The organism is Enterococcus sp. DIV0436a, from assembly GCF_051711605.1.
GTDB lineage: Bacteria > Bacillota > Bacilli > Lactobacillales > Enterococcaceae > Enterococcus_B > Enterococcus_B faecium.
Map to the genome: position 1 here is coordinate 1,731,187 of NZ_JBIONA010000001.1, position 13,423 is coordinate 1,744,609.

Below are 13,423 nucleotides of genomic sequence, written 5' to 3' on the forward strand. Positions count from 1 at the left end.
GCCAAATGAACAGGTATAAAAAACCACGAAATTTTTCCTTTCGCTGACGTTTTTTACATTGATCCAAAAAACTTGTCGTTATCACAATGGCTGTTCCGCAGTTCATTTCGCTCCTCATCATGCATAATTTGCTGAATGACGCTAGGCCAGTTAACACATTGTTGGAAAACTGGGGCTGGATCGAGCAATTCCTTTCCTGATTGATCCGTTTTATGTAAAAGTCTCTGTTATCTTTGTCAATATGTGAATTGGTATCCCAGCTACTATGCTAATTTCTCCAGGGATTATCCAAAATTTGGATCGTGACCAAATCGAAGCGGCGTAATCGGAAATATCAATAACTTCAACGTGATTTTTCTTTTAACTGTCAACGGACCGACAAACTCAAACTTTTATGGTGCAGGTTCCACTGATCTTCTAGTTACTTGGCTATACCTGACTGTCACTAAAATAGATTACAATCTAGCTTCCGTTATCGGTATCTTGATCTTTATCTATATGCAAAAATTTATATACTACTAGAAAAAAGAAAGTCGAATTTTTTACTTTTCTTTTTCTCTTTTTTGGTTAGCTGACACGCTACCAGACTAAAGTCATGGAACTCTTAGGTAATACGTCTTAATGAAAACAAAAAAATCCCGCAACCCCTGATTTCACAGGATTTGCGGAATTTTTTGATTAGTCTTTGTTCAAGTCGCGAAGCAATTCATCGATATGGTTGCCATAGACAACTGATTCATCAAGTTCAAAGAACAATTCAGGTGTCTTATAAATACTTAGATTGTGCCCTAATTCTCGACGAATCAATCCTGATGCTTTATTCAATCCATCTTGTGCTTTTTTCTTATCTGATGCTAAGTCAGATAAAATGCTGTAATAGATCGTTGCTTGCTGTAAGTCCCCCGTAACTTTCACATCTGTGATCGTTACGTTCTCCACACGAGGGTCACGGACCTTTTTGCGCAAAATATCATTGACTTCTTTTAAGATTTCTTGACCGACTCGGCGATCACGGTAGTTAGCCATAATGATTGGCCTCCTTTTATCAGTTTTTAGTCATTTTTGACTTCTTCCATGATAAATCCTTCAATTACGTCATCTACTTTGATGTCATTGAATTTTTCAATCATTGCACCACATTCATAACCCATTTTGACTTCTTTCACGTCATCTTTGAATCGTTTCAGACTTGCAAGTTGTCCTTCATAGATTACGATTCCGTCACGGATTACACGGACACCGCTATCTCTACGAATATATCCTTCTGTTACATAGGCACCTGCAATCGTACCAACTTTAGAAACTTTGAAGGTTTCACGAACGATCATTTGACCAGTGATTTTTTCTTCAAATTCAGGGTCTAGCATCCCTTTCATCGCAGTTTCGATTTCTTCGATGGCTTTATAGATGATACGGTGAAGACGAATATCGACTTCTTCAGTATCAGCTTGCACTTTTGCCTGCGGTGTAGGACGAACGTTGAAACCGATGATAATAGCGTTGCTGGCTGCTGCTAAGGTTACATCACTTTCATTGATTGCTCCGACAGCTGAATGGACGATTTTTACACGGACACCTTCCACATCAATCTTCTTCAATGATGCAGCCAGTGCTTCTGCTGAACCTTGTACATCTGCTTTGATGATTACGTTAACTTCTTTCAATTCGCCTTCTTTCAGGCTTTCAAATAAGTTGTCCAAAGTCACACGGCTTGTGGCAGCACGGTTTTCCAATAATGCACGTTTTGCGCGTTCTTCACCCGCTGCACGTGCTGTCTTTTCGTCTTCGAAGACTACGAAACGGTCACCTGCTTGAGGTACATCATTTAAGCCAGTGATTTCTACTGGCGTTGCAGGTCCTGCTTCTTTATCGCGACGGCCAAGATCGTTTGTCATTACACGGACACGTCCGTAAGTATTACCGACAACGATTGGGTCACCAACATGAAGTGTTCCTTCTTGGACAAGTAAGGTTGACACAGGACCTTTACCTTTATCAAGACGTGCTTCGATCACTGTTCCGATTGCGCGTTGTGTTGGATCTGCTTTTAAATCTTCTACTTCTGCGACTAACAGGATCATTTCCAGCAATTCTTCGATGTTTTGGCCGAATTTCGCTGAGATCTCAACAAAAATCGTTTCTCCACCCCATGCTTCAGGAATTAATTCATACTCACTTAATTCTTGCATAACATGCTGAGGATTTGCACCTGGTTTATCAATTTTGTTTACAGCGACGATGATTGGAACGCCTGCAGCTTTGGCATGGTTGATTGCTTCAACTGTTTGTGGCATGACGCCATCATCTGCAGCAACAACTAAGATCGTGATATCTGTGATACTTGCTCCACGTGCACGCATACTTGTAAAGGCCGCATGTCCTGGTGTATCCAAGAAAGTGATTGGTTTGCCATCAATATCAATCTGATAGGCACCAATATGCTGTGTGATTCCGCCGGCTTCGCCGCTTGTTACACGTGAATGGCGCAATGTATCCAATAAGGTTGTTTTCCCGTGGTCTACGTGTCCCATAATCGTTACTACTGGCGGACGTGAGACTAATTTATCTGGATCGACTTCTTCTGCCTCGAAGAATTTATCGATATCAGCAATGTCAACTTGGACTTTTTCTTGTGGTTCCATGCCATAGTCCGTCGCTAACAGTTCAATCGTATCTTTATCCAGTGCTTGGTTTTGATTGACCATGACACCAAGCATAAATAATTTTTTAATGATTTCTGCTGGCTCACGATGAATTTTTTTCGCAATATCTGCTACGTTCATACCTTCAGTATACTCTAATACATCTGGCAATTCACGGAATTTGCGTGGTGGTACAGCTGGTTTAGTTGATTGTTGCTGTTTGCCTTTTTTACCTTTTTTATTATAACGATTACGGTTATTATTATTAAATTTGCCGCGATTGTTATTGTTTGGTTTGTTGTTATTGTTAGTACGGTTTTGATTGCCGCCTTGGCTCGTTCCTTGACGATTTTGGCTGCTGGTATTTCCCGTATTATTTTGGTTTGTTGTTGTTTTTTTTCCTTGATTCACTTGACCGCTCCCTTGACCGCGATCTTGATAACTGCGGTTATTTTTATTTTTTTGTTGATTGTTCGTTGTTTCTTTTTTACGTTGATCGTTCGGCTGTTGATTGGCTGGTTTTCTGCTTGCTTGTTGTGCAGCTTGTTGTTTCGTGCTTGGGTTTTTGAACGCTTGTTGCAATTTCTTCTCATCATTGCTAGTAATCGCACCCATATGGTTTTTCACATCGATGCCAAGTTGTTGTGCTTTTTCCACGACGTCTTTACTAGATTTTTTGAGTTCTTTTGCTAATTCATAGATTCTTTTGTTGCCCATGCAATCACCTTCCTAACCTTCAATTAGCTCCTTGGTCTTCTTCGCAAATCCGGCATCCATTATTCCGAATACCTTGCGAGGTTTTCCGATCATCTGCGTGATTTCTGCTTCAGAAAATAGCTCAAAGCAAGGAACTTCATAATATGAACTCTTATCTTTTATCTTTTTTCTTGTATTCTCGCTTGCATCGGTTGCCACAAACACCAATTTTGCTTTTTGTTTGCGGATTTCAGCAATGGTCAGTTCTTCACCCGTGATTAGTTTTCCCGCGCGCATCGCTAGACCGATGAGATTCATGGCTTTTTGCCGATTAACTGTATTCATTTTCCAAATAACTCTTTACGTGCTTTTTGGTGAGTGACATAGTCAAGAAGTTCTTGATAAAACTCATCTGTTAATGTTGTTTCGAGTACTCGATCGAGAATTTTTTTATCCCAAGCTTGTTGTACTTCTTCCGGCTCAAGTGAGACATACGCTCCTCGTCCAGGCATTTTTCCAGTTGGATCGATCGATACTTCCCCTTCTTTTGAACGGGTGATTCGGACCATCTCTTTTTTAGGTTTCATTTCACCTGAAACCACGGATTTGCGTAAAGGAATTTTCCTTTGTTTCATCTCTTTGCCTCCTTACTAAAGTTAAGCTTCTGGTTTTTCTTCGACCGTTTCATTGTTGAATGCAATTGTTTCATATTCATCGTCTGTTAAATCTGACTGAACGATTGCTTCATCATGCAGTTCTTCTGTTTCTTTTTGTTGTTCTTGATTTTCATAAAATTCCGTCATGTCAGATTCTGATTTGATATCGATTTTATGGTTAGTCAATTTAGCAGCTAAACGTGCATTTTGTCCGCGTTTACCGATTGCTAGCGATAATTGGTAGTCTGGAACGACAACTGTGCAGGCCTTTGGATTTGTCTCATCGAAGATCACATCCATGACTTGTGCAGGATTCAATGCATTTGCAATGAATACAGCTGGATCTTCATTCCATTCGACGATATCCATGTTTTCGCCTTTTAATTCATTGACGATTGCTTGAACTCGTTGTCCCTTTGGCCCGACACATGTACCGACTGCATCGATATTTGGATCATTTGAGCGAACTGCCACTTTTGAACGATCGCCAGCTTCACGGGCGATGCTGACAATTTCAACGATTCCATCATAGACTTCTGGTACTTCTTGTTCAAATAAGCGACGCAATAGGTCTGGATGGCTGCGGCTAACAAATACTTGCGGACCTTTAGACGTATTTTCTACTCGGGAAACATAAACTTTGATTCGATCATGTGGTTGATAAAATTCATTTGGCATTTGATCTTGTTTAGAAAGAACTGCCTCAATTTTACCAAGATTGACATAAATATAACGTTTATCCTGGCGTTCGACGATTCCTTGCATGATGTCTTTTTCATAAGCACTGAATTCGTTATAAATAATCGTTCTTTCTGCTTCACGTACACGCTGTAAAATAACTTGTTTAGCCGTTTGCGCAGCGATCCGCCCAAAATCTTTTGGTGTTACTTCAAAACGGATCGTATCACCGATCTCATATGCTGGATTGATTAAAAGTGCATCTTTCAATGAGACTTCCAACTGTGAATCCATCACTTCTTCCGTTACTTCTTTTACCGCATAGACATGGATCTTTCCTTTTTTCTGATCAAATTCCACTTCGACGTTTTGTGCTTGGCCATAGTGACGTTTGTATGCAGAAACCAATGCTGCTTCTAAAGCATCGATCACGATTTCTTTTGAGATCCCTTTTTCAGCTTCTAAAGCGTCTAACGCATTTAACATTTCTTTACTCATTTTTTTCTGATTCCTCTCCGTGATTAAAATTGGATAGCTAAGCGAGCTTTTGCAATATTTTTTCGGTCAAAAGTCAATTCTTTTTCTCGTGTTTTTATGCGTATTTTCAATGTAAGCTGTTCAGCATCAAATGATTGAAGAAATCCTTCATATTGTTTTTCGCCATCTACTGGTTGGTATAAGGAGACATGGACATAATCACCAAGTGCCTTTTCATAGTCGCTTTCTTTTTTCAATGGCCGCTCTGCTCCCGGGGAGGATACCTCCAGGAAATAAGCTTGAGGAATCGGATCTGGATCTGCTGCATCAAGTTTTTCACTCAGTTTCTCACTGACAAAGGCGCATTCTTCGATATCGATACCGCCTTCTTTGTCAATAAATACTCGTAAGAACCAGCTTTTTCCTTCTTTTACAAATTCGACTTCGACAAGTTCAAAATTTTGTTCATCTAAAATCGGTGTCACCATTTCTGTGACTGTTTCAACGACGCTACTCAAAAGTTTCGCCTCCTTAAAAATTAAGTGCGTAATTCCATTAAAAAGAGTGAGCGAAAAATCCGCTCACTCACAGTTAGTATCATTACCTATAAGAACTATACCATACTCTGCTTAAAATTACAAGCAGACAGGAAAACAGATGCTTATAGCATATCGAATAACGATAATTGATTTTCATCTGGTAGATCTTTCAATACGCCATTGTCGTTCATATATTCGATCAATGTTTTTGAAACTTTACCGCGGGTGGCAAGATCTTCTTTGGATAAAAATGGACCGTCTTTTCTTGCTTCAACGATTTGTTTTGCCACGTTGGTTCCCAAACTTGGGACAGCTCTAAATGGTGCGATCAACGTATCACCTTCAATAACAAAGTTAACGGCATCCGATTTATACAAATCAATCATTCCAAATTTGAATCCTCGTTCCAGCATTTCATTGGCTAACTCCAGCACTGTCAGTTGATTCTTTTCTTTTACGGAAGCATCTAATCCTTTGTCCGTGATTTCTTTCATTGCTTGTTTCACAGCATCTTTTCCTTTGCACATGGAGACTAGATCAAAGTCGTCTGCACGTACAGAAAAGTATGCACAGTAATACAAAATAGGGAAATAAACCTTGAAATAAGCGACACGAAGAGCCATCAATACGTAAGCTGCAGCATGGGCTTTCGGAAACATATATTTGATTTTTGAACAAGAATCGATATACCAGTCGGGCACATTATTTTCTTTCATCGCCGATAGATAGGTTTCTCGCAATTCATCAGGGATCTTGTTCCATTGTCCTTTACGAACAGTTTCCATGATTTTAAATGCCATCCCGCTATCTAATCCAGCATGGATCAAATAAACCATAATATCATCACGACAGCCGATTACTTCCGCCAGTGTCGCATCTCCTCGTCGAATCAATTCTTCCGCATTTCCTAACCATACGTCTGTACCATGAGATAGTCCGGAAATTTGCAGTAGTTCTGCAAAAGTTGTAGGATGCGTTTCTTCTAGCATCCCTCGAACAAAACGAGTGCCGAATTCTGGAATACCTAATGTCCCTGTTTTGGAATAAATTTGTTCCTGACTTACTCCAAGTACTTCAGGACCGGCAAATATCCGCATCACTTCCGGGTCATCCGTAGGGATCGTTTGTGGATCGATCCCTGATAAATCTTGAAGCATCCGAATAACAGTTGGGTCATCATGCCCTAGAATATCTAATTTCAATACATTATCGTGAATCGAGTGGAAATCAAAATGAGTCGTTTTCCATTCTGAATTTTGATCGTCTGCTGGATATTGGATCGGCGTAAAATCATAGACATCCATATAATCGGGAATAACGATGATCCCCCCTGGATGCTGGCCGGTTGTCCGTTTGACTCCAGTAGCGCCTTTTGCTAATCTGTCGACTTCTGCACTTCGAAACTGCAGATTATTGTCCCTTTCGTATCCTTTTACATAGCCATATGCTGTTTTGTCGGCGACTGTACCAATCGTTCCGGCACGGTAAACATAGTCTTCGCCAAACAATACTTTCGTATAGTTATGGGCTTCTGCTTGATAATCACCTGAGAAGTTCAAATCAATATCGGGCACTTTGTCTCCATGGAATCCTAAAAATGTCTCAAATGGAATATCATGACCGTCTTTGTTTAAGCGTGCACCACATTTTGGACATTGTTTTTCTGGCATGTCAAATCCAGAACCATACGTACCATCTTCAAAAAACTCGGAATATTGGCACTCTGGACAATAATAATGAGGGGCTAACGGATTAACTTCAGTGATTCCTGTCATCGTCGCAACAAAGCTAGAGCCAACAGAGCCACGTGAACCTACTAGATAGCCATCTTCATTACTTTTATGCACTAGTTTTTGGGCGATCAGATAAATAACCGAGAAGCCATTACCATTAATAGAATTCAACTCTTTTTCTAATCGTTTTTGAATGATCTCAGGTAACGGATCTCCGTACATTTGTTTTGCTTTTGTGTAACTCAATTCTGATATTTCATCTTCTGAACCTGGAATCTTCGGTGTATAAAGTTCATCTTTGACTGGAATCACTTCTTCGCAGATATCTGCGATTTTATTCGTATTTTCTACTACGATCTCTTTCGCTGTTTCTTCCCCTAAAAAGTGAAATGCAGTTAGCATCTCATCGGTTGTTCGGAAATGGACATCCGGCAAACTATGACGATTCAACGGATTCGCTCCGCCCATAGAATTGATCAAAATTTTTCGGTAAATGGCATCTTCTTCGTTCAGATAATGTACATTACCTGTTGCAACAACGATTTTATCCAAACTTTTTCCGATTTCTACCAAATTTTGGATAATTTCTTCCAAATCATGTTCATTTTTTACCAATTCTTGCTCGATCAAAGGCGCATAGACCGCTTTTGGCATAACTTCAATATAATCGTAGAATTTTGCTCGGTTTCTTGCCTCTTCTACCCCTTTTTGCATCATGGCTTCGAATATTTCTCCCTTATCACAAGCTGAGCCGATCAATAGATTTTCACGCATCTTTTTCAATTGGGAGCGTGGTATTCGTGGGACGCGTTCGAAGTATTCGACATTCGACATTGAAATCAGTTTGAACAAATCTTTCAGTCCTGCCTGATTTTTTGCTAAAATCGTTACATGGAAAGGTCGAGCCCTTTTGTAAGAATCTCCTTCTCCGATATGCTCATTTAGCTGATCATGATAAAGCATGTTATGATTGTCCATTGCCTCTTTCACAAAGATCCATGCTAAGTGACCAGTTGCTTCAGCATCATAGATTGCTCGGTGATGCTGTTCCAAGCTGACACCAAATTTTTTAGATAACACACCTAATCCGAAACGTTTGAATTGAGGATACAGATATCTAGCTAATTCCAACGTATCAATGACTGGATTGGCCGCTTCAGGAATACCATACCTTGCGTAGCTAGTATTCAAGAACCCCATATCAAAAGCCGCGTTGTGGGCTACCAAAATTGTATCTTTTGAAAATTCAAGGAACATCCGCAATACTTCTTCTTCCGACTTTGATCCTCGAACCATTTCATCCGTGATACCAGTCAGATCTACCGTTGTTCGTGACAAAGGATGTCCTGGATCGATAAATTCATCAAAGCTTTCGATCACATTTCCTTTATACATTTTGACTGCGGCTAGCTCGATGATCGTGTCATATACTGCAGACAATCCTGTCGTTTCCACGTCAAATACGACATATGTGGCTTCACTCAATGCTTCATGTGCATCATTATAAGCAATTGGGACACCATCATCTACGACATTCGCTTCCACGCCGTATAAGATTTTCACACCTGCTTTTTTTCCAGCACTATGTGCTTCCGGAAAGGCTTGCGCACCACCGTGGTCTGTAATGGCGATAGCTCGGTGTCCCCATTTCCCTGCTTGTGCCACAAGATCAGAGATGCTGTTTGTTGCATCCATCGTACTCATATTGCTATGAACATGAAGCTCTACTCGTTTTTCCCCTTCAGGAGCATAATCTTTGCGAGGTGTATGTTTGACTTCTATGATATCTTGCGCATTCATGACCAAATCACGGACAAACGTATCTTCTTGAATACTTCCTCGTACCTTTAACCAGCTACCGACACTGATCGCATCAAATACTTGTTCATCTTTTTCGCCGTTCGAGAATTTTTTGACGATAAATGATGAAGTATAATCTGTGATTTTCAAAGTCAAGATCTTGCGTTTTGAACGTAGTTCTCTGACTTCTTTGTCGAATACGTACCCCTCAAGTGTGACTCTTCGTTCTTCTTCAACGATACTGATCATTGGTGTCGTTGGTTCATCGGCTGGAATATTTCGTCCTAGCTGGATGGGTCCTTCAAGAGCTGGCGATTGCTCTTTTCTTTCCTTTTTCTTTTGTTCGTGGACAACTAGACTTTCAGCTGCTTGCTTCATAAAGGCTTCTGCCTGTTCTTGTTTGCGTTCTTCAAAAAGTTTCAATACTCGTTCCGCTTGCTGCTCATCCACTTCTGGTTCGATACGAAATTTTGGGAATCCGTAACTGACGAACAACTCTTCTACTAATGGCAAGTATTGTTGCTTCAAATAAGAAATAGCTCCTGTACTGTCGATTGGCAAGATGACTTTACGATCTTTTATCACAGGTACCTGCGTTTTCAATACTTGCTGTGCTAGTGGTGTATCGCATTGCTGATTTTCCAAAGCTTGGGCCCAGTAATCTTGCAAGAGCTGTTCATCGAATGTCTGGTCATCTGCTAAGATATTCAGTTTGACTTGTGCAATATCTTTAAAAGCGATAGTCAGATGCTGAGTCAATGACCGATATAGCATAATAGGCAAAATTTTGGAAAAATGCAGCGTAAATTCCCATAAACGCGATTTACGATGGACCACTACACTATCCATTTCACCAGCAGTAAGCAGTGGATGATTTTTTTCTGCTTCCTCTAGTTGGATTTGTTCCAACAGTTTTTCAAATAAATCTCGTTTTTCTGACAAAGATATACGCCCTTTCTGATGAGAAACAATGCAATTGATCGCATCTTATCCTCTTCTTTTTCAGTACCTTTTAGTATACTCGTTTTTTCTGAGTTTTACATTAAAAAATTGGAACTGCGATTCAAATCGCAGTTCCAATTTTAAAAGCGAATCATCAGATTGTCAAAAACAGCTGATTCAGCTATTTTTATTTTCTGTGTTTTAACGCTTATTATTCGCCTTGGTTCAAGAGGATTGGTAAAGTATTCGCCAATTCTTCTTTACGTACTTCAACCATTTCGCCAGTTTTCTTGATTTTCACTTCTACGATTCCATCCACTGCTTTTTTACCAACAGTGATTCTGATTGGACAGCCAATCAAATCAGAATCCGCGAATTTCACTCCTGCGCGTTCATTTCTGTCATCAACCAGTACTTCATAGCCAGCTTTTGTCATCGCTTCTTCTAGTTCATTCGTCAGGTTTGTTTGGTATTCGTCTTTTAGATTCATTTGGACGATATGCAAATCAAATGGCGCAATTCCTTTTGGCCAGTTGATTCCTTGTTCATCTGAATGTTGTTCAACGATTGCTGATAATAAACGACTTACACCGATACCATAACAGCCCATAATCACAAATTTTTCTCGTCCATTTTCGTCTAGTACAGTTGCTCCCATAGATTCACTGTAACGAGTGCCGATTTTGAAGATATGTCCGATTTCGATTCCTCGAGTAAAGGCAAGAACACCATTGTTGTCTGGTGAAGGATCTCCTTCTTGTACAAAACGAAGATCTTCATAAGAAAGTACAGTGAAATCGCGTTCTGGATTCACATTTTTATAGTGGAATCCTGTTTCGTTCGCTCCAGTAATGGCATTCGCTAAATCTTGGACATAACGGTCTGCATATACTTTTACGTCATCTGAAACACCGACTGGTCCGACAGAACCAAACTCAGCACCTAGATATTTTTGTGCTTCTTCTTCTGTTGCTTCTTCTAAAAAGTCAGCAGATAAAAAGTTTTTTAGTTTTACGTCATTGACTTCATGGTCTCCGCGTACCAAAACAAGGACAGGTTGTTCATCCGCAATGAACAATACAGACTTGATGATTTTTTGAGGTTCAACAGAAAAGAAATCTGCTACTTCGTCAATTGATTTTACGTTAGGTGTAGCTACTTTCTCCAATTCAAGCTGTGTTTCATGCGATTTTTTTGATACATAGTAGCTTGTAGCCATCTCCAAGTTTGCAGCATAATCACTTTCAGTCGAATAACAGATCGTATCCTCCCCGATTTCTGAGATCGCCATGAATTCTTTTGAGTCTTTCCCGCCCATTGCGCCACCGTCTCCGATGATCGAGCGAAATTCTAAGCCACAACGCTTGAATACTTCGGTGTAGGCTTTTTCGTAATCTTTATATGTCTCGTCCAAACTTTCTTCCGTTGCATGGAAAGAATATGCATCTTTCATGATAAACTCTCTTCCGCGAAGCAAACCGAAGCGAGGTCGTTTTTCGTCACGATATTTAGGTTGGATTTGATAAAGATTTAAAGGTAATTTCTTATATGAATTGATTTCATTACGCATCAAATCAGTAAAAGTTTCTTCGTGAGTTGGTCCAAGGATCATTTTTCGATCATTGCGGTCTTTGAAACGATACAAGTTTGGTCCATATGTTTCGTAACGCCCAGATTCTTCCCAAAGTTCTGCTGGCAAGATGGCAGGCATCAGCATTTCTACCGCTCCGATTTTTTCAAATTCTTCCCGCATAATGCGTTTCAGTTTTTCCAATACACGATTTGCTAATGGCAGATATGAATAAATACCCGCTGATACTTGGCGGATATATCCAGCTCTTAGCAAGATTTGATGGCTTAATACTTCTGCATCATTTGGAACTTCGCGTAATGTTGGAATCAACATTTTTGATTGTCTCATTCTATATACTCCTTTATTTCCTCAAAATAGTTATCGTTTGTTATTATACCCTATTTGTCAACTTTTTCTAGAAAAAGAATCGTTGAATATCGTTCCATGTAACTAGCACCATCAACAACATTAAAAATCCAAAGCCAGCTAATGTCAATATTCCTTCTTTTTCTTGACTTAATGGTTTCCCGCGAATCCCTTCAAAAATATTCAAGACTAATTTCCCGCCATCTAAGGCAGGAATCGGAAGCAGATTGACGATTCCGAGATTCATTGAAAGAAGCGCCATCAAACTAATAACAGTTGTTACACCTTGATTTGCTGCTTCTGAAGACAATTGGTACATCATGACAGGTCCGCCTAATTTATCTAAACTGAAACCTGTAAATAGTGATCCTAAGGCTTTGAAAATTTCCAATGAACCGCTGAAAGCTTGACGCGTCCCTCCAATGATCTTATCCATAAAACCTGTATTCATTGGGGCTTTTATACCAAGTTGGCCAACTTTTTCGCCATTTGACTCTACAGATTTCGGTGTCACGTCGACAGATTGCACCTGACCTTCTCGTTCGATCTTAAAGTCTAATGTTTTATCCGGATTTTTCGTAATGACTGTTGTCAGATCATTCCATGAATGGATTTCTTTTCCGTCCACACTGACTACCTCATCATTTTCTTTTAAGCCTGCTTCTGCCGCAGCTCCATTAGGCATGATCTCTCCTACGCGATTAGTGTTCGTCACTTGAACACCACCTTGCATAAATGCCAGAATGATGAATAACACGATTGCCAAAATAAAGTTATTCATGGGTCCAGCAAAGTTGGTCAGCATACGCTGCCACAATTTAGCCGATTGGAACTGTACGTCTTTTGGCGCAATTCTGATTTCTGTTCCGTCGTTTTCAATAATCGTCGCATCGTGATCAACAGGGTAGGTTACTACTTCTGTTTCGTCTCCATTCACATAACCAGTGATAGTCAGCTCATCTTCTAAATCATAACGGCTCAATTCCATCGGGATAGCATTTGTCAATTGGATTTTCTTACTTAAATTTATCTTCTCTACGATGCCGTCAGAATTTAGTAAAAGAGAAAGAGGCATTCCTGGTGCCATTTCTGTTTCATCATCCCCATTGCCTGCCATTCGAACATAACCGCCAATAGGTAATAGGCGAAGCGTATATGTTGTCCCGTCTTTTGCTTGATGCCCATAAATTTTCGGACCCATACCGATAGCAAATTCGCGAACGAGGATTCCTGATCGTTTCGCAAAGAAGAAATGACCAAACTCATGAAGAATCACTAATATACCAAAAACGATGATAAATGTCAGAATCGTTTTCATAGC

General features: G+C 40.0%; 9 protein-coding genes and 1 pseudogene. 1 reads left to right on the forward strand and 9 read right to left on the reverse strand.

The features are described from left to right. Positions 1–65 precede the first annotated feature (65 nt). Positions 66–522: pseudogene (locus tag IGL15_RS08430) on the forward strand (carbohydrate ABC transporter permease); the annotation flags it as partial. Between the two features lie 156 nt (positions 523–678). Here the strand turns inward: IGL15_RS08430 and rbfA are convergent. The 9 genes from rbfA to rseP form a co-directional block, all read right to left on the reverse strand. After that, complete coding sequence (gene rbfA, locus IGL15_RS08435; RefSeq protein ID WP_002294142.1) at positions 679–1,026, reverse strand: 30S ribosome-binding factor RbfA; 348 nt, start codon at positions 1,024–1,026, stop codon at positions 679–681. Between the two features lie 26 nt (positions 1,027–1,052). After that, positions 1,053–3,359, reverse strand: coding sequence for a translation initiation factor IF-2 (infB, locus tag IGL15_RS08440; protein WP_094850625.1), 2,307 nt, complete (start codon positions 3,357–3,359; stop codon positions 1,053–1,055). Positions 3,360–3,371: 12 nt separating this feature from the next. Beyond that, entirely contained in the window at positions 3,372–3,683 is a 312-nt protein-coding gene (locus IGL15_RS08445) for a YlxQ-related RNA-binding protein (RefSeq protein ID WP_002288509.1), read from the reverse strand. Continuing rightward, a complete protein-coding gene (gene rnpM / locus IGL15_RS08450; RefSeq protein ID WP_002288501.1) occupies positions 3,680–3,973 on the reverse strand; it encodes an RNase P modulator RnpM in 294 nt (97 codons plus the stop codon). Before rnpM ends, IGL15_RS08445 begins: the two co-directional genes overlap by 4 nt. A 21-nt stretch (positions 3,974–3,994) precedes the next feature. Next, positions 3,995–5,170: a transcription termination factor NusA gene (nusA, locus tag IGL15_RS08455; protein WP_002288500.1), complete on the reverse strand. Its 1,176-nt coding sequence runs from the start codon at positions 5,168–5,170 to the stop codon at positions 3,995–3,997. A 23-nt stretch (positions 5,171–5,193) separates the two neighbouring features. Next, a complete protein-coding gene (gene rimP, locus IGL15_RS08460; protein WP_002288499.1) occupies positions 5,194–5,667 on the reverse strand; it encodes a ribosome maturation factor RimP in 474 nt (157 codons plus the stop codon). Positions 5,668–5,810: 143 nt separating this feature from the next. Continuing rightward, positions 5,811–10,163, reverse strand: a complete 4,353-nt coding sequence (locus IGL15_RS08465) for a PolC-type DNA polymerase III (RefSeq protein WP_002294138.1) — start codon at positions 10,161–10,163, stop codon at positions 5,811–5,813. Between the two features lie 211 nt (positions 10,164–10,374). After that, positions 10,375–12,084: a proline--tRNA ligase gene (locus tag IGL15_RS08470; RefSeq protein WP_002297401.1), complete on the reverse strand. Its 1,710-nt coding sequence runs from the start codon at positions 12,082–12,084 to the stop codon at positions 10,375–10,377. Between the two features lie 67 nt (positions 12,085–12,151). Further along, positions 12,152–13,420: an RIP metalloprotease RseP gene (rseP, locus tag IGL15_RS08475; protein ID WP_104765391.1), complete on the reverse strand. Its 1,269-nt coding sequence runs from the start codon at positions 13,418–13,420 to the stop codon at positions 12,152–12,154. Between the last annotated feature and the right edge of the window lie 3 nt (positions 13,421–13,423).

Excerpts from the sequence above, each read along its gene's own strand:
- rbfA (WP_002294142.1), bottom strand. The coding sequence starts at position 1,026 with ATGGCTAACTACCGTGATCGCCGAGTCGGTCAAGAAATCTTAAAAGAA.
- infB (WP_094850625.1), bottom strand. The coding sequence starts at position 3,359 with ATGGGCAACAAAAGAATCTATGAATTAGCAAAAGAACTCAAAAAATCT.
- IGL15_RS08445 (WP_002288509.1), bottom strand. The coding sequence starts at position 3,683 with ATGAATACAGTTAATCGGCAAAAAGCCATGAATCTCATCGGTCTAGCG.
- rnpM (WP_002288501.1), bottom strand. The coding sequence starts at position 3,973 with ATGAAACAAAGGAAAATTCCTTTACGCAAATCCGTGGTTTCAGGTGAA.
- nusA (WP_002288500.1), bottom strand. The coding sequence starts at position 5,170 with ATGAGTAAAGAAATGTTAAATGCGTTAGACGCTTTAGAAGCTGAAAAA.
- IGL15_RS08470 (WP_002297401.1), bottom strand. The coding sequence starts at position 12,084 with ATGAGACAATCAAAAATGTTGATTCCAACATTACGCGAAGTTCCAAAT.
- rseP (WP_104765391.1), bottom strand. The coding sequence starts at position 13,420 with ATGAAAACGATTCTGACATTTATCATCGTTTTTGGTATATTAGTGATT.